This window comes from Brevundimonas sp. P7753 (genome assembly GCF_013386595.1).
GTDB lineage: Bacteria > Pseudomonadota > Alphaproteobacteria > Caulobacterales > Caulobacteraceae > Brevundimonas > Brevundimonas bullata.
On record NZ_JACARP010000004.1, the window covers coordinates 68,386 to 85,280 of the forward strand.

16 protein-coding genes and 1 tRNA gene are annotated in these 16,895 nt (G+C 68.6%); 5 read left to right on the top strand and 12 right to left on the bottom strand.

All coding sequences use genetic code 11. The features are described 5' to 3' along the window. Position 1 precedes the first annotated feature (1 nt). Positions 2-376, bottom strand: coding sequence for a TadE/TadG family type IV pilus assembly protein (locus tag HX774_RS01040; protein ID WP_370523208.1), 375 nt, complete (start codon positions 374-376; stop codon positions 2-4). Positions 377-653: 277 nt separating this feature from the next. Between HX774_RS01040 and HX774_RS01045 the strand changes: the two genes are divergently transcribed. After that, positions 654-728, top strand: a tRNA-Gly gene (locus tag HX774_RS01045). 52 nt (positions 729-780) lie between these two features. On the opposite strand, the gene HX774_RS01050 is transcribed toward HX774_RS01045, so the two are convergent. Next, positions 781-966 (bottom strand): hypothetical protein, encoded by a 186-nt coding sequence (locus tag HX774_RS01050; protein ID WP_178823461.1) that lies wholly within the window; start codon positions 964-966, stop codon positions 781-783. Between the two features lie 651 nt (positions 967-1,617). Here HX774_RS01050 and HX774_RS20305 point away from each other — a divergent pair. Next, positions 1,618-2,256 (top strand): helix-turn-helix transcriptional regulator, encoded by a 639-nt coding sequence (locus HX774_RS20305; RefSeq protein ID WP_178823463.1) that lies wholly within the window; start codon positions 1,618-1,620, stop codon positions 2,254-2,256. Positions 2,257-2,262: 6 nt separating this feature from the next. On the opposite strand, the gene HX774_RS01060 is transcribed toward HX774_RS20305, so the two are convergent. Together HX774_RS01060 and HX774_RS01065 are read right to left on the bottom strand one after the other, a co-directional pair. Beyond that, positions 2,263-2,538 carry a hypothetical protein gene (locus HX774_RS01060; RefSeq protein WP_178823465.1) on the bottom strand — a complete coding sequence of 92 codons (276 nt, stop codon included), beginning with the start codon at positions 2,536-2,538 and terminating at the stop codon, positions 2,263-2,265. 90 nt (positions 2,539-2,628) lie between these two features. Next, positions 2,629-3,150, bottom strand: coding sequence for a hypothetical protein (locus HX774_RS01065; protein WP_178823467.1), 522 nt, complete (start codon positions 3,148-3,150; stop codon positions 2,629-2,631). A gap of 146 nt (positions 3,151-3,296) precedes the next feature. Between HX774_RS01065 and HX774_RS01070 the strand changes: the two genes are divergently transcribed. Further along, the gene (locus tag HX774_RS01070) at positions 3,297-4,499 is read left to right on the top strand and encodes a threonine ammonia-lyase (protein ID WP_178823469.1); all 1,203 of its coding nucleotides are present in this window, start codon (positions 3,297-3,299) and stop codon (positions 4,497-4,499) included. Continuing rightward, entirely contained in the window at positions 4,480-5,022 is a 543-nt protein-coding gene (locus HX774_RS01075) for an FKBP-type peptidyl-prolyl cis-trans isomerase (protein WP_178823471.1), read from the top strand. The genes HX774_RS01070 and HX774_RS01075 overlap by 20 nt, the downstream gene beginning before the upstream one ends. Positions 5,023-5,166: 144 nt before the next feature. Here the strand turns inward: HX774_RS01075 and queG are convergent, their stop codons facing one another. From queG to HX774_RS01090, 3 genes are all read right to left on the bottom strand, one after another. After that, positions 5,167-6,282 carry a tRNA epoxyqueuosine(34) reductase QueG gene (gene queG / locus HX774_RS01080; protein WP_178823473.1) on the bottom strand — a complete coding sequence of 372 codons (1,116 nt, stop codon included), beginning with the start codon at positions 6,280-6,282 and terminating at the stop codon, positions 5,167-5,169. 202 nt (positions 6,283-6,484) lie between these two features. Beyond that, positions 6,485-7,171, bottom strand: coding sequence for a glutathione S-transferase family protein (locus HX774_RS01085; protein WP_178823475.1), 687 nt, complete (start codon positions 7,169-7,171; stop codon positions 6,485-6,487). Between the two features lie 60 nt (positions 7,172-7,231). Further along, entirely contained in the window at positions 7,232-8,185 is a 954-nt protein-coding gene (locus HX774_RS01090; RefSeq protein ID WP_178823477.1) for a cation diffusion facilitator family transporter, read from the bottom strand. Positions 8,186-8,297: 112 nt separating this feature from the next. Between HX774_RS01090 and HX774_RS01095 the strand changes: the two genes are divergently transcribed. Continuing rightward, on the top strand, positions 8,298-9,104 hold the full coding sequence (locus HX774_RS01095; RefSeq protein WP_114817612.1) for an undecaprenyl-diphosphate phosphatase: 807 nt from the start codon (positions 8,298-8,300) through the stop codon (positions 9,102-9,104). 208 nt (positions 9,105-9,312) lie between these two features. On the opposite strand, the gene HX774_RS01100 is transcribed toward HX774_RS01095, so the two are convergent. The 5 genes from HX774_RS01100 to HX774_RS01120 all read right to left on the bottom strand — a co-directional run bounded on the left by HX774_RS01100 (position 9,313) and on the right by HX774_RS01120 (position 16,894). Continuing rightward, entirely contained in the window at positions 9,313-10,287 is a 975-nt protein-coding gene (locus HX774_RS01100) for a complex I NDUFA9 subunit family protein (RefSeq protein WP_178823479.1), read from the bottom strand. Positions 10,288-10,399: 112 nt separating this feature from the next. Next, positions 10,400-12,067, bottom strand: a complete 1,668-nt coding sequence (locus tag HX774_RS01105; RefSeq protein WP_255499831.1) for an amidohydrolase — start codon at positions 12,065-12,067, stop codon at positions 10,400-10,402. 287 nt (positions 12,068-12,354) lie between these two features. Continuing rightward, on the bottom strand, positions 12,355-14,322 hold the full coding sequence (locus tag HX774_RS01110; protein ID WP_178823484.1) for a M1 family metallopeptidase: 1,968 nt from the start codon (positions 14,320-14,322) through the stop codon (positions 12,355-12,357). 64 nt (positions 14,323-14,386) lie between these two features. Beyond that, positions 14,387-15,655, bottom strand: a complete 1,269-nt coding sequence (locus tag HX774_RS01115) for a multidrug effflux MFS transporter (protein ID WP_178823486.1) — start codon at positions 15,653-15,655, stop codon at positions 14,387-14,389. Positions 15,656-15,898: 243 nt separating this feature from the next. After that, complete coding sequence (locus tag HX774_RS01120) at positions 15,899-16,894, bottom strand: HlyD family secretion protein (protein ID WP_178823488.1); 996 nt, start codon at positions 16,892-16,894, stop codon at positions 15,899-15,901. Position 16,895: the final 1 nt, after the last annotated feature.

Consider the following 16,895-nt stretch of genomic DNA (forward strand, 5'->3'; position numbering starts at 1 on the left):
CTCAATAGCCTCCCAGCCGGACCACCGCCGTCCTGCGGATGACCTTGGGCGGGGACGGAATGAGGCCCGACAGCGCCATCAGAGGGTGGTCGCTGGCGTCATAGGCGATGTCGACGCGGATGACGTTGGGCGTGCTCTCGACCTCCACCGCCGCCTTGGCGCCGTCCAGTCCCAGATCCCCGACCTGAAGCCCGACGAACGCCCGCGCCAACTGCTCGCGCTCGGCGGGGTCCAGTCCGGCGATTGCGGCCCGCGCGCCCTCCGACGCCATCGACTGAACCGAATGGGCCATCCAGAACCAGCTGCCGTACATGATCATGCCGAACATCATCATGATCAGCAGGGGGGCGACGATGGCGAACTCGATCGCCGCCACGCCGCGTCGGTCATGCCTGAACCGTGAAAGAAATCCGCGTCGCCTCATGGTCGAGCCTCACTCTTTTTCGGTGATCAATATAATTCAATCACCGTTAAGCGGTGCTAAACGCGCAGGTTGAATTCGGCGAAGAGGGCGCCGGACCCGAAGTGAAGCCTTCGCCTTGAGTGACGGCGCTCGAACGGATATGGAAAAGGGGTCTTAAAGGGGGCGGGGGTGAACCCGGCTGCATCATGCCACGGGGCATGGACGCAGCGTGCAGAAGCCCTTGAGCAATGCGGCCGTAGTTCAGAGGTAGAACGTCAGCTTCCCAAGCTGAATGTCGCGGGTTCGATTCCCGCCGGCCGCTCCAAACATCAACACCTTGGCGCGACGACAGCGCCCTCGGCGGAAACCGTTAGGGGTCAGTTGGGTATTTTTGCCCGGCTGTTAGCGGGGGCAGGGACGTCTCGCGGCGAGACGTCCGCGCCGTGCTCGATCAAGATGCGCCGCGCGATGGCGGGGACGCCGTAGATCGGCATCGGCGTACCGAAATGCGCCCGCCAGACCTCGGCAAGTCGCGCATCTTCGTCGTTAGGCAGCAATCCCATCTCGCTCTCCTTGCGTGACGAGGACGCAGGCTAGCCCAACCTGACGGCGCTGACTGCAAAACCCTGTAACGCGGGTCCGCCTGCCTCAGGTTGTGACGGGACGAGCGGGGCAGGCCTGCGCTTCGGCGTCGACTCCAGTCGGGCGGAACGCTGGGGGGGCGTGCAGTTCCGCGGTGAGGTCGTCGCGCCGAAGCGCCTTGTTTTGGACGGGACGTGTCTGCGTCCCGGCCTGGCCCGCCCGATGGCGTCGATCCCGCGGTTGCGGTGGTGGCGATCGGCGGCCAGGGGTCTGGGGCTCCGTCCACGTCAAGATTTGGCGTTGCGGGAGCGTGTGGGGTGATGATCTGGCGGCTATCGGTCTTCCTTCAGTGTTTTGTTGGTCAGTTGGGCGATTTTTCAGCAAAAACTTCATCAATTGATCGGTTGTATGCAGATATCTATACGGTAAACTCAGTATTTTCGTCGACTCATGAGAGCATTATTGCCGATTTGACTGTATATTCTGTTCGTTTTGCTAAATATACCCGTCATGAGGGATGTCTGTTGAAATATTTTGAGGTATGTTGGGCGTCTTCGGGGATCTAGCATCGCGCCTCATCAGCGGCGCGGCGACCGCCTTTATCGAGGGGGCGCAGCCTTGGAGGTTTTGGCGTGAGCCAGAGACGGATCGATCCTGCGAGTGTCCGCGCTTCGTTATGCGACCCGTTCCGGGTTCCTGCGGACGCCCCCACTCCCGCGCAGGTCGACGCCGTCTGCGGTCGGGCTGCCGTCAACTGGATCGAGGGCGAGCGCCGGGCGCGGTTGATCGTGTCGCGTGATCTGGAGGTCATGTGGATGAACGGCGCGGCGCGGGCCCTGTCTGACGACGGCGAAGCGTTCGGACTGGAGGGGCGGCGTCTGGCGCCGTCGTCGCCGATCCTCGCGAGCCTGGTCGCCTCGGCATGCGCTGAGGAGGCGCGTTACACGGTCATGCCGGGCGCCGGCGGGCGGCGCTGGGTCGCATGGGCGCGTCAAGTCTGTGCGGCGCCGACCGCCCTGATCGGACTGACGCTGCAACGGGCGCGAGGCGAGGCCCGGTTCCAGGCCCTGATCGACCACCACTTTCTGACGCCGTCCGAGGGCAGGATCATTGAAATGCTGCTGGGCGGGGCCGAGACGGGCCGCATCGCCCAGGCCCTGGACATCTCCATCGAGACCCTGCGCACCCATCTGAAGCACGCCTATCAGAAGATGGGCGTGCGCAGCCGGGGCGAGCTGTTCGCCGAGGCGATCAGCTTCGTCGGCCCCTAGACGACGTCAGGCGGCGGGCGTGGCGGGCAGAGCCTGAGCCGGCGTAGAGGCCGGAGCCGGCGCTGACAGGGCTGATCCGGCCGGCGCCGCTTCCACCAGCAAGGGGCCAAGGGCGAAGGCCGCAACGGCGGCGCCGGCCGACAGGGCCAGGACCGCGACGACGGCATAGGCCGCGAGCGAGCGTGAACGACGCCGGCGGAAGCCGCCTGACTTCACGCCGCGAATGATGACGAAGGGGCCCTTGGTGAAGGCCTCGGAGCCGATGATATTATGCTGGGACAAGAACGCGCTCCCCGACTGTCCTGAAATGGATCAGGTCAGAGAGCGGTCCCGTAAGGCCAAAGGATGGCGAACGCCGATCCCCGGCGTCGTTCAACTTCCGAGGGTGACGCTGATCATGCGCCCGCCGCGCGTCTGAACCCGTTTCATCAGCACCACGATGTCGTCCCCGGCCTTGACCGGCGAGATCAGGAACCAGCTGCCGTCGGGCAGGCCGGAGAAGCGGAAGGCTCCGTCGGCGCAGGGCTGGGCGCGCTCGAACGAGCGGTAGTCGGCGCCCTGTTCACCCGCCGAGCGGGCGCGCACCACGGCGGCGGGCACGGCGGCGCGCTCGGTCGAGCCGTAGAGACGCTGCATCCGGGCGCGGGTGTAGCCGGTGTCAGGGATCAGGCCGACATTGCCGACGCAACTAAAGGTCTTGCCGTCCTGGGCGAAGGCGACGCGGCCCTCGATCGCGGCCTGACCCGCGCGGGTCGACCAGGCGAAGGCGTCGGCGCTGAACTCGGTCGAGCCAGCGCTGATCCCGCCGCCCATGGGCGCCGTGGCGCAGGCGCTGAGGGCAAGTCCGCCGGCGAGCACGGCGGCGAGGGCGAGGGAAGGTCGGCGGTTCGACATGAAGGGGGCTCCGAAACTCGTTTCAAGCGTCACCGGCATGGCCCCCCATGGCCCTTTGAGTCAAGGTTGCCCGGCGTCGTCAGGTGCGTCACAAGAGCGTCCAGGACCGGGCGCAGAGACCGGCCAGAAACGTTTTCAGGGACTTCATGACCGTCACCATCGACGACATCCGCGCGGCGCAGCAGCGTATCGCCGGTCAGGTCGACCGCACGCCTGTGCGCCATTCCCGTCGCCTGTCGCAACTGACCGGCGCCGAGATCTGGATCAAGTTCGACAACCTGCACTTCACCGGCAGCTTCAAGGAGCGCGGCGCCCTGAACCGGCTGCTGCAACTGACCCCGGACGAGATGAAGCGCGGCGTGGTCGCCGCCTCGGCGGGCAACCACGCCCAGGCCCTGGCCTATCACGGCGGCCGCCTCGGCGTGCCTGTGACCATCGTCATGCCCGAGGGCACCCCCTTCGTGAAGGTCGACGGCACCCGCGCCCACGGCGCCAATGTCGTCATCCACGGCCTCGATTTTTCCGGCTCGACCGAGGAGGCCAAGCGGCTTCAGGTCGAGCACGGCTATGTCTTCGTCTCGGCCTTTGACGACGAGGGTATTGTCGCGGGCCAGGGGGTCTGCGGCCTGGAGTTCATCGAGGACGCGCCCGATCTGGACGCCCTGATCATCCCCATCGGCGGCGGCGGCCTGATCTCGGGCAGCGCCATCGCCGCCAAGGCGATCAAGCCCGACATCAAGATCTTCGGCGTCGAGGCCGCCCGCTATCCGTCCTTCACCGCCCGTCGGCGCGGCGAGCCGGCCAAGTGCAGCGGGCAAACGATCGCCGAGGGCATCGCCATCAAGGCCGTGGGCGAAATCCCCTTCGCCCTGGCCGACAGCCTGATCGACGAGATCTTCGTCTGCGAGGAAGCCGACTTCGAGAAAGGCGTGGCCCTGCTGGCGACGCTGGAGAAGACCGTGGCCGAGGGCGCCGGCGCCGGCGGTCTGGCCGCCATCCTGGCCAATCCCGAACGCTTCAAGGCCATGAAGGTCGGCATCGCGCTGACCGGCGGCAATATCGACGCCCGCATGCTGGCCGTGGTGCTGAACCGCGAAATGGTTCGCGAGAAGCGGCTGATCGTCTATCGCATCCTGGGCGACGACCGCCCCGGAATGCTGTCGGCCATGGCCGCCGTGATCGGCGGGCTGGGCGGCAATATCATCGACGTCGTGCACAACCGGCTGGCGCTGGACGTGCCGGCCAAGGGGGCGGAGTTCGACATCATGGTCGAGACCCGCGACGCCAGACATGCCGAGGAAATCGGCGAAGCGCTTAAGGAACGTGGCTATGAACTTCGCATGGGCTAGACCCGTATTCGTCGGCGTGTCTGTCGCCGCCCTGCTGGCTGTCGCCGCCTGCAATCGCCAGCCGGCCGCATCCAGCGCCGACCTGGCCAAGAACGCCGAGGCGGCCGCCGCCTTCATGAAGACCAACGCCTCGGCGGAAGGGGTCCAGACCCTGCCGTCGGGCCTGCAGTACAAGGTGGTCGCCAGCGGCCCGGCGGGCGGCGTCCGTCCCGACCGCAACGACCTGGCGCGCGTCGACTATGAAGGCAGCCTGACCGACGGCACCGTCTTCGACAGCTCGTTCAAGCGCGGTTCGCCTGCCGTCTTCAGCCCCGAACAGGTCGTGCCCGGCTGGACCGAGGCCCTGCAACTGATGAAGCCCGGCGACGAGTGGCTGCTCTATGTTCCGCCTGAGCTGGGCTACGGCGAAGCGGGCGGCCCGCCGCTGATCCCCGGCAACGCCGTGCTGGTGTTCCGGCTGAAGTTGCTGGATGTCGCCCCGGTGCCCGGCGGCGGTCGCGGCGTGGGGCAGGCCGACGTCTGATATTGTCGCCGTCATCCCGGACGGCCGTCAGGCCGATCCGGGACCCAGGCTATTGCTTCAAGCACGGCCTCGCCCCTGTCGATCTACCGTCTGGGTCCCGGATCTTCGGCTCGCTTCGCAAGCCTTCGTCCGGGATGACGGCGGCTAGGTCAGCGGGGACCACTCTGCTTTGACCGTCGCGTCCTCTTCGACCGCCCATCGCGCCTCACGCAGCGCTTCGAACCTCCCCGCATCCAGCCGCGACAGCGCCCAGACCGCCGCCCCGCGCACTACGGGCGCCGGGTCGTCCAGCAGAGCCTCGACCGGGGCGATCAACTCGGCGTCCTCTGAGTTGCCCGCCGCGTAAAGCACGTTGCGGATGAAGCGGTCCCGCCCGATGCGCTTGACCGGGCTCTTGGTGAACAGGGCGCGGAACGCCGGATCGTCCAGCGCCAGCAGGTCGGCCAGCCTCGGTCCCTTCAGGGCGTCGCGGGCGTGCAGCCGGGCCTCCGACGCCCCTTGCGCGAACTTGTTCCACGGACAGGCGCCCAGACAGTCGTCGCAGCCGTAGATTCGCGGCCCCGCCGCGATGCGGAACTCGACCGGCCACGAGTCGGCAAACTCGATCGTCAGATAGGACAGACAGCGCCGCGCATCGATCTGGAACGGCGCGGGGAAAGCCTTGGTCGGGCAGGCGTCAAGGCAGGCGGTGCAGCGCCCGCAATGCTCGGTCTCTGCCTCGTCCGGCGTGATCTCGGCGGCGGTCAGGATGACGCCGAGGAAGAGCCAGTTGCCGTGGGTCCGGCTCAGCAGATTGGTGTGCTTGCCCTGCCAGCCCAGACCGGCGCGCTGGGCCAGGGGCTTTTCCATCAGGGGGGCGGTGTCGACGAAGACCTTCACCTCCTGCCCCAACCGCGCCGCCATCTGTCCGGCCAGGATCTTCAGCCGGCCCTTGATGACCTCGTGATAGTCGTCGCCGCGCGCATAGACCGAGATATAGCCCGCCGACCTGTCCTGTAGTTCCGGCAGGGGATCGGCTTCGGGGCCGTAGTTCATGCCCAGGACGATGGCGGTCCTGGCCCCGTCCCACATGGCGGTCGGGTGAGCGCGGCGCTCCAGCGTCGTTGCCATCCAGCCCATGTCGCCGTGGCGCCCGGCCTCGACGAAGTGGGCCAGCTTCTCACCCGCGCTCCACGGCGCGCTGGCCGAGGCGAAGCGGCACACGCCGAACCCCAGTTCGGCGGCGCGCTGTCGGATGAAGATGCGGGGATCGGCCGCCATGGGGCTCGTTTGGTGCGGTTGTGAGCGGGAGTCGAGTCCGTTGATCTTTCTCTGCCGTCATCCCGGACGGCCGGAGGCCGATCCGGGACCCAGGCGGCGGCGTCATGAACGGCGGGGGCTGTCGATCCCTACCGTCTGGGGCCCGGATCTTCGGCCCGCTGCGCGCGCCTTCGTCCGGGATGACCGAGGGGAAGGACAGGCCTCAGAAGTCGAGGTCGGCGTACCAGGTCGCTGGATGCACGCCGGGGAAACGGTCGGTCAGCAGGGGCCGGAAACAGGGCCGCGACTTCAGCTTGGAATACCAGGTCTTCAGCGCCGGATACGACGCCCAGGTGATCTCGCCGAAATAGTCCAGCACCGACAGGTGTCCCGCCGCGATCAGGTCGGCCTGGCTGAGCCGACGCCCGGCCAGCCATTCGCGACCGGCGGCCAGGGCCTCGAACATGGCCAGATGGGTGCGCAGCGCGTCGCGCCCCTCGCGCAGCATCCGCGCCTCGGGCGGGCCCAGGCGCAGCAGGGGCTTCTCCATCCGCTCATGCAGCAGGACGGCGTCGACCTCGTCGATGAAGCGGCGGTTGAACCAGGAAGTCAGGCGCCGCGCCTCAGCCCGTTCGCCGATGTCGGCGGGCATCAGGACGTCGCCCTTGGAGCGATCCTCGATCCAGCCGAGGATGGCGTCGATCTCGCACAGGGTCAGGGTCTTGCCCTTCTCCGTCACGGTCAGGACCGGCGGCATCCCCGAGGGGTTCAGGTCGATGACGGGGCAGTCGTCCTCCCACGGCTTGACCAGTTCCTCGCCGAACTCGACGCGCGCCTCGCCCAGGGCTAGTCGCGCCGTGCGCGAGCCGGGGTGGAAGGCGAAATGATAGAGGACGGCGGGGGCGGACATTATTCGGTCTATGCGCCCGCGCTCGTTAAGACCGCGTTTACCGCGACGGACGGTCGCGGCTCAGGACCAGGGGCCGGACTGGATCGTCAGCGGCTCGACGGCTCCCTCGGGTCGCGCGGCGTGGACCTCCGCCCGACCGCGCGGGTCGGCGTGGATGAGGATGTCGGCGTGGGGGAAGGCGGCCTGGATGCGCTGTTCGGCCTCGACCACGATGGCGTGGGCCGCTTCCAGCGTCAGGGTCGGGTCCAGATCGACGTGCATCTGCACCATCAGCACCTGCCCGGCCATGCGGGTCCGCAGCTGGTGCAGGCCCGAGATGCGCGGATCGGCCAGGACGGCGGCGGTGATGGCCACGCGCGCCTCTTCCGGCCCGGCGTGGTCCAGCAGGTGATCGGCGGACTCGCGCAGCAGGGTGATCGCGCCCCAGAACAACCAGACCGCCACGACCAGACCCGCCGCCGCATCCAGCCCCGGCGCGCCGAGGTAGGCGCCCGAGATCACGCCGATCAGCACCACCACATTGGCCGCCAGGTCGGCGGCATAGTGGGCGCGGTCGCCCGCCACGGCCAGGGAGGCGGTCTTCTTCAGCGCCTGGGTCTGCATCCACACCAGCCACAGGGTCACGGCGATGGAGGCGACGACCACGCCGACGGCCCAGCCGCCTGCGGCGACGGGGCGAGGGTCGAAGATGCGCTGCACCGCCTCCCAGCCGATGAAGACGGCGGAGGCGAAGATCAGGCCCGCCTGCACCAGACCGGCCAGAGCCTCGGCCTTGCCATGGCCGTAGCGGTGCTCGGGATCAGCGGGCGCTGCGGCCCAGCGCACGGCGAAGAAGGTCGCCAGAGAGGCGATCAGGTCCAGCGTCGAATCCGCCAGGGTCGCCAAGATCGACACCGAGCCCGAGGCACCGAGCGCAAAGGCCTTCATCACGATCAGGATCGTCGCCGTCCCCACCGACAGGGTGGTGATCCGGCGGGTCGTGGCGTGGGCGTCGTCGAGAGCGGAGGCGGTCATCCCCGCCCTTGTCGCGCAAAACCGCGCATCCGCCAATGGCGGCGTCTTGTCCGGGGCGCTAAGAAGGCCTGCCCGGCGCGGACGAACCGCCGCCGGTCGAGACGGAGTTTCCATGGCGGACTGGCTGACGGCGATCCTTCTGGGTCTGGTCGAGGGATTGACCGAATTCATTCCGGTGTCGTCCACCGGCCACCTGCTGCTGCTGGGGCATTTCCTCGGCTTCGAGAGCACCGGCAAGACGTTCGAGATCGTCATCCAGCTGGGCGCCCTGCTGGCCATCATCAGCGTCTATTTCAAGCGCCTGTGGACCCTGGCGACGCGCTGGCCCTTCGATCCCGAGGCGCGGCGGTTCCTGATCGGGCTGCTGGTCGCCTTCGCCCCCGCCGTGGTGATCGGCTTCCTGGCCTACGGCTTCATCAAGACGGTGCTGTTCGAGACGCCTCTGGTGGTCTGCGTCGCCCTGATCGTCGGCGGGCTGCTGCTGCTGTGGCTGGACCGGCTGAAGAAGATGCCCACCTATCTGGACGCCGACCGCTATCCGTTCCGGGTTTATTTCCTGATCGGCCTGTTCCAGTGCCTGGCCATGGTTCCGGGCGTGTCGCGCTCGGGCGCCACCATCGCGGGCGGCCTGTTGCTGGGCACGGACAAGCGCTCGGCGGCGGAGTTCAGCTTCTTCCTGGCCCTGCCGACCATGGGGGCGGCGGTCTTCTACGACCTGTTCAAGAACCGCGACGTGCTGGACTTCAGCGATTTCGGCCTGATCGCGGTGGGCTTTATCGCCGCCTTCCTGACGGCCCTGGTGGTGGTGCGCTTCCTGCTCGACTTCGTGTCCCGGCGCGGCTTCGGCCCCTTCGCCTGGTGGCGGATCGTGGTCGGCGTGGCGGGCATCATCGGCCTGGCCGTGACGGGCGCGCTGTAACTTTCTTTCCTCCCCACTTTGTGGGGAGGGGGACCGCGTAGCGGTGGAGGGGGGCGGCGCAGACGGTTGACGTAGAGTTGCCCCCCCCGTCACGTCGCCTACGGCTCCGTGCCACCTCCCCATGAAATGGGGAGGAAAGCGCAGGTCAACGCCCAAAGAAAAACCCCTCGGGACCACCGTCCCGAGGGGTTCTTTATGACCAGTCCGATCAGGCGGCGGTCGGGTTCTCGGCGTACTGGCCGCCGACGCGGTAGCGGAACAGATAGCCCGGAGCGATGGCTTCCAGACCCGTGGGCTCGATGCCCAGTTCGGCCAGACCCTCGGCGCCCGGCGAGACCACGTTGTCGCCTTCCAGCAGCAGGACCTGATCCTTGGTCAGGGCCGGCGCCAGGCCGATCGCCGCCGGAATCTGCGCCAGCGATCCGATCATGCGGGCGATGGGGAAGGGGATGGGGATCAGGAAGCGCTCGCGCTTGGTTTCGCGCAGGATGAACTTCAGGATGTCCTCGAAGGTCCACACCGACGGGCCGCCCAGTTCGAAGGTCTTGCCCTCGGCTTCCGGCGAGACGGTGGCGCGGGCGACGGCCTCGGCCACGTCGCCGACATAGACAGGCTGGAACTTGGTCACGCCGCCGCCGATCAGCGGCAGGGCGGGCGAGAAGGTCGCCATGGCGGCGAACTTGTTCAGGAAGGCGTCGTCCGAGCCGAAGATGATCGACGGGCGGATGATCGCGGCGCCGGGGAAGGCGGCGCGCACGGCGGCCTCGGCGGCGCCCTTGGTGCGGGCGTAGGCGGCCTTGCCGTTCACGTCGGCGCCGATGGCCGACATATGGGTCAGGCGCTTAACGCCGGCGGCGCGGGCGGCCTCGGCGACATTGACGGCGCCCTGGACGTGCAGGGCCTCGAACTTGCGGCCGCCGGTTTCAAACAGGATGCCGACCAGGTTGACCACGGCGTCGGCGCCCTTGATCGCCTCGGCCACGGCGGCCTTGTCGGTGATGTCGCAGCGGACGGTCTGGATCTGGCCGACGTCGCCGGCCATGCGCAGCTCATAGGCCAGGGCGGGCTTGCGCACAGCGACGCGCACGCGCCAGCCGCGCTTGGCCAGGGCCCGCACCACCTGGGTTCCGACAAAGCCCGAGCCGCCGAAAACGGTGACAAGACCGGGGGCGAAATCAGCCATCTGTACGCTCCAACGCCAAACCCCGACCGCAACGGGCGGCCGGAGAAGAAATCCTCGCCGGGGCTTAACCGATGCGCCGCCCCGCCGCAACGCACAGGCGGGTCAGAAGCCTTTAGTCGGCCCGGTAAACCACCTGTCCGTCCACCACGGTCAGGACGGCGCGACCCTTGGGGATGTCGGCGGCGGGCACGGTCATCAGGTCGATGTCGAAGGCGGTGAAGTCCGCCCGCTTGCCGACCTGGATGGTGCCCAGCTCATCCTCGCGGAAGCTGGCGTAGGCGGGCCAGAGGGTGAACATCTTCAGCGCCGTGGTCCGGTCCACGGCCTCGTTCGGGCGCCAGTCCGGCCCCTGGAAGCCGTTCAGGTCGCGCCGCGCCACGGCGGCGTAGAACTCGATCAGAGGATCGCCGCGCTCGACCGGCGCGTCCGAACCGCCGACCACGATCACCCCGCGATCCACCAGCGTATGCCAGGCATAGGCCCCGTCCAGCCGGGCGTCGCCCAGGCGGTCGGCGGCGAAATGCAGGTCGCCGATGGCGTGGCTGGGCTGCATCGAGGCGATGATCGGCAACTCGTCGAAGTAGTGATAATCGGCGGGCCGGATGATCTGGGCGTGCTCAATGCGCCAGCGCGGATCGGCCAGCTTCCATTCCGATGTCGGCACAGACCGCAGGGCTTCCTCGTACCAGGCCGCGACGTCGTGGTTGCCCTGGTCGCCGATGGCGTGGGTGGCGATCTGGACGCCGCTGCGCAGGGCTTCCTGATACAGCGGCATGACCGTCTCGCGCGACGCCAGCATCAGGCCGGACGTGTCGGGGCGATCCGAATAGGGCTCGAACAGCTTGGCCCCGCGCGAGCCCAGGGCGCCGTCGGCGTAGAACTTGATCGCGCGGGTGATGACCCGCCCGTCGCCCGCGTCGCGCGGCCCGCCCGCCATCAGGGCGCGGGCGTCGCCCATGTCGATGCTGTTATAGACCCGCAGCGGCGCCTCGCCCTCGCGCGCCATCGCCTCCATCAGCGGCACGTCCTTCCACGGCGCGCTCATGAAGTGGACGCCGGTCCAGCCATAGCGGGCATAGACGCCGAACCCGGCGCGATAGGCCGCGCGGGTCGCGGCTTCGTCGGCCTGGGGCGTCAGCGGATCGACCAGTGCCATGGCCCCGTCGACCAGCAGGCCGGTCGGCTGGCCGTTCGCGTCCTTCAGGATCTCGCCGCCCGAGGGGGCGGTCGTCGCGGCCTTGATCCCGGCGGCGCTCAGCGCGGCGCTGGAGACGGCGACCGCGTGGCCGTCGGCCCGGCTCAGCAGCACCACCCGGCCCGGCGCTGCGGCGTCCAGATCGGCGGCGGTCAGGAAGCGTTTCTCGGGCCAATGGGTCTCGATCCAGCCGCGCCCGACGATGACGCCCTCCGGGTGGGCCTTGGCCCAGTCGCTGAGCCGCGCCATCGCCTCGACGACCGAGGCCGAGCCCTCCAGGTTCAGCGTCATCTCGCGCCAGCCGATGCCGTCCAGATGGGCGTGGCCGTCAGTGAAGCCGGGGAACAGGGTCGCCCCCTTCAGGTCCACCACCTCCAGCCCCTCGGCCGAGGGCGCGCCAGCGGCGGCGCCGACATAGGCGATGCGCCCGTCGCGCACGGCCACCACCTCGGCGGTCGGTCGGGCCTCATCCCCCGTATGGATGGTCCCGCCCCGGATCAACAGGTTCTGGGCCAAGGCGGCGGGGGCGGCGGCCAGCATCAGGGCGGCCGCCAGCGGCAGGGTCGTCTTCAGGGTTCGGAACATCAGCGCCTCCAGGTCGAACGCAGGGGAGCCGCAGCCGCGCTTGGCGTCAAGCGATCCTGCGCGCATCATCGCCGGATGAAGCTGAAGAGCGCCGGGGTTGAGGTGACGAACCTCTGACTTTCGTCATCCTCCGGCGAAGCGCAGCGGAGACCGGGGGACCCAGCGGCGCCCGTCAGGGCGAAAACCCCCTGCGAGACGCTCTCCTTGAAGATCGCCTTCGGCGCCGCTGGGTCCCCCGATCAGCGCCGCTTCGCGGCTTGTCGGAGGATGACGAAAGAAGGCGTGCTCTACGGCCGTCCCACCAGCTGATCCACGGAACCCGACGTCACTGGGTGATAGAGCGGCCGCGCCTTGGCGTAGATGCGCGTGGCGATCGGACGGCCCCAGTCGCCTTCGCCCCACAGGGTCTGGAACAGGGGCAGGACAAACTTGCGACGGCCCTGGGTCGTCAGGAAGCGGTCGGCGGTGGCGACGGCGGGCTGATAGCGATGCGCCAGGGCGATCTGCAGCCAGGCGAAGGTCAGCTCGGCGTTGCCTTCGTCAGCCAGGTTCAGCGTCTTCTCCAGATCGGCCAGTTGCGCCGTCGTCAGCCAGTCGGCGCCGGCCTTCAGCCCTTCGGGACGCCAGGCCAGGAAGCGCTGGCGCTGCTGGGTGTTCCAGTTCTTCCAGTCGATGGCCGAAGCCGGGCCCTTGTCGGCGAAGACGGCCTTCGCCTGGACGTCCACAGCCGCGAAGGCGTCCGACACTGGCGGGACCCAGTTCGAAGGCATGCAAGGCTGGTAGATCCAGTTTTCGAGTTGAAGCTGGGCCTCCAGCGCCGCATCGCCCTTTATCAGGTGTTCTTGGATGTCGGCCAGGAAGCCGACGTCGGTCATGGGCTGGAAGGCGTGGCGGTCGAAGTAGCCGCGCAGCCAGGCGTCAAACGTCGGGCGACCGACGATGCGCTCGATGGTGCGCAGCATGGCCGCGCCCTTCTCATAGGGCACGCCCGACAGGCCGTCGTCGGGGTCGCGTCCGGTCAGGTCGATGTGCAGCTTGGTGTCGTCCGGCGCGGTGGTCGCCAGTTCCGCGGACAGCTCACCCCAGCCCAGGACCTGCTCCTGCATGGCGCGCTCGCGACCGTACAGGGCCTCCATGATCCGGTTCTCGAAATAGACCGTGGTCCCTTCGTTCAGCCAGATGTCCGACCAGGTGGCGTTGGTCACGAGGTTGCCCGACCAGGAATGCGCCAGCTCGTGCGCCACCAGCGAGACCAGCGACTGATCCCCGGCGATGATGGTCGGGGTGGCGAAGGTCAGGCGCGGGTTCTCCATCCCGCCGAAGGGGAAGCTGGGCGGCAGGACCAGCAGGTCGTAGCGGCCCCAGCGATAGGGGCCGTACAGGGCCTCGGCGGCGTCGACCATGCGCGGGGTCGACACCAGCTCGCCGCGCGCGGCTTCCAGGCGGCTGGGCTCCGTCCAGACGCCGGTGCGTCCGTCGAACGAGGCGAAGGCGATGTCGCCGATGGCGATGGCCATCAGATAGGGCGGGATCGGACGATCCATGTCGAAGCGCCAAGCCTTCTGACCGGCGGCGGCGGCTTCTCCGGTCGGCGTCAGGTGCTCGGCGGACATGACCACGGTCAGGTCGGCGGGGGCCGTGATGCGGGCGGAATAGGTCTGGCGGATGCCGGGGCTGTCCTGCGTCGGCACCCAGGTGCGGGTCAGGATGGCCTGCCCCTGGCTGAACAGATAGGGCTTCTGGCCGCCCGCCGTCTGCTGCGGGGTCAGCCATTGCAGGGCCGCCGCGTCGGGGCGGGTGGCGTAGTCGATGACGATCTTCTGCGTCTCGTCGCCGACAAAGGCGGGCAGGTGGACCGTCAGGGCCTGACCCTTGATGGCGTCCACGGCGCCCAGCTCATGGCGCAGAGGGCGGCCCTGCGCGTCGCGCACGCCGCGGATGTCCAAATTCTTGGTGTCCAGCACCACCTCGGTCGCGCCGACGCGGCCGGTGACGTCCAGCGTGGCCGAGCCCGACAGGGTCTTGGCCGCGAAGTCGGCGGTCAGGTCCAGCGCCACATGGCCGACGCGCGCCTCGGCCGGCCGGGCGTTGGAGTGGATGTCGTCAGCATAGGCCAGGGCCGGCTTTGCGGGCGCGGCGGGGACGAGAGGCGTCATCGGCACGCTTTCAGGCGCGGTGGCGCAGGCGCCAAGGGAAGAGGCGAGGGCGGCGGCGAGGGCCAGGGCGGAAACCCGCCCAACCAGCTTCAGGGTCATCGAACGCTCCGTATTCAGATGCGTGCGAAAAGGCTCCCTCGCGCCGTAAAGATCAAGCCTCGGTTCAGCTTGCCGTCACAGGACGGAGGTGATGCGCCTTGAACAGCCGCCCCTTCTCGGCGGTCAGCACCAGCAGCAGGGCGACGACGCCCAGGACCGCGAAGCCCACCGTCATCGGCACGGTGGAGCCGTCGAACTGCTGGCCGATCCAGAAGCCCAGCAGGGCCCCGCCTATGGTCGAGATGAAGCCCTGGGCCGAGGCGGCCGTGCCGGCGATATGGCCCATCGGCTCCATGGCCATGGAGCCGAAATTGCCCGCGATGAAGCCGAAGCAGAACATCTTGCAGGCCTGCAAGACGGCGAACATCCACAGGCTGTCGTGGCCCATCCAGGCGATGACGGCGTGCAGCAGGCTGAAGCCGATAAAGCCGAACAGGGCCGTATGGGCGATCAGGCGCGTGCCCAGCCTTTCCACCAGGCGCGAGTTCAGCACCGAGGCCAAGGCGATGCCGCCCGCCACCAGGGCGAAGACGGTGGTGAACAGGCCGGGCGACTTGAACACGTCGAAGAAGATCTGCTGCGACGAGTTGATGAAGGCGAACAGGGCGCCGCTGATGGCGGTCATGGCCAGGGTGTAGCCCATGCCCAGGCGGCTGGTCAGGGCCTGGCCAAAGGCTCCGGCGATACGCTTCACATTGATCGGCATCCGGTCTTCGGGATGCAGGGTCTCGGGCAGGCGCAGGGCCGCCCAGATCAGGAAGGACCCGCCGAACAGGGCGAAGAAGCCGAAGATCCAGCGCCACGGCGCCACCAGCATGATCAACTGACCGACCGTCGGGGCCAGGATGGGCACGCCGAGGAAGACCAGGAAGCTCAACGACATGACCCGCGCCATGGTCCGGCCCGAATAGCGGTCGCGCACGATGGACACGGCCAGTACCCGCGTCGCCGCCGAGCCCAGACCCATGCCGATGCGCGACAGGATCAGCAGTTCGAACGAGGCGGCGAAGGCGGCCAGAATGCTGAACAGGACATAGAGGCCGATGCCGACGAACAGCACCGGACGACGGCCATAGCGGTCCGACAGCGGGCCGTAGAACAGCTGCGCCCCGCCGAAGCCCAGCAGATAGGCGGTGATGACCCACTGGCGCGTGTTCTCGTTGGCGACGCCCAGGTCCTCGCCGATGTGCGGCAGGGCCGGCAGCATGGCGTCGATGGCCAGGGCGTTCATCGCCATCATGATGGCGATCAGACAGACAAATTCGGCGAACCCCGGCCCCTTGGGCGCGGCGGCCCCCGGACTTGAGGCAGAGGTGGTCGGGGGGCTGGTCATCGGGACCAATTGCGGGCTGCGACAGGCTGACGCAACCCTGAAGCTGCATCAATTTTGCATTGCAGCATGACGGGGCGGGCGCGGGCTGAGCCATTTGGTCATGCCCTTTCGTCTCCCTGCCGTCATTCCGGGGCGCGCAGCGAACCCGGAACCCAGGCGGTTGCTTATGTCTGCGTCCTGCCCGGGGCTGGCGCCTGGGCCCCGGATCGCCCCTGCGGGCGTCCGGGGTGACGGCGAGGAGGCCTACTCCCGCACCTGAATCCGCGCCGTCACCGACATGCCGGGGGCTAGCCGCGCGGCGGCCTCCTGGCCGGGATCGATGGAGATGCGAACCGGCACGCGCTGGGCCACCTTGGTGAAGTTGCCGGTGGCGTTGTCGGGGCGGATGACGCTGAACTCGGACCCGGTTGCGGGCGAGATACGCTCGACCTTGCCCTTCAGCGTCTGGCCGCCGAGGGCGTCGACCGAGATCTCGACCAACTGGCCGACGCGGATGTCGCGCATCTGCGTCTCCTTCATATTGGCCGTGACCCAGACCGCATCCGGCACCAGGGCCATCAACTGCGTCCCGACCGAGACCTGCTGGCCGACGCGGACGGAAACCTCGCCCAGACGACCGGCGCGGGGGGCGGTGATGCGGGTGTTGTCCAGGTCGATCTGGGCCAGACGCACCTGGGCCTGGGCGTTCTCGACGGCGGCCTCCAGCGAGCCGCGCCCGACGACCGCAGAGGTGACGCCGGTCTGGGCCACGCCCTCGGCGGCACGGGCGGCGGCCAACTGGGCCTCGGCGGCGCGCAGGGCGTTCTGGGCCGTGTCGACCTGGGCCTGGGCCACCCATCCGCCGGCGAACAGGGTGCGGACGCGCTGGGCGTCGGCGCGCGCCTTGGTCACGGCGGATTCGGCGGCGGCGATGGAGGCGCGGGTCTGGGCCACGGAACCCCGAGCCGAGGCCTGGCTCTGGGCGGAGTTGGCCAGGGCAGCTTCGGCGGAATGCAGCGACGCCTTCGCCTGCTCCAGCTTCTGGCGATAGATGCGGTCGTCGATGGTGGCCAGCAACTGGCCCTGCTGCACCATCTGGAAGTCCTGCACCTCGACCGAGGCAGCATAGCCGCTGACCTGGGGGCTGATGACCGTCACCTGGCCGCGCACATAGGCGTTGTCGGTGGTCTGCGGCCCCCCGTCGAACGGCGGCAGCCGCCAGGCGTGCAGGATCAGGCCCACGCCGACCAGGGCGATCAGG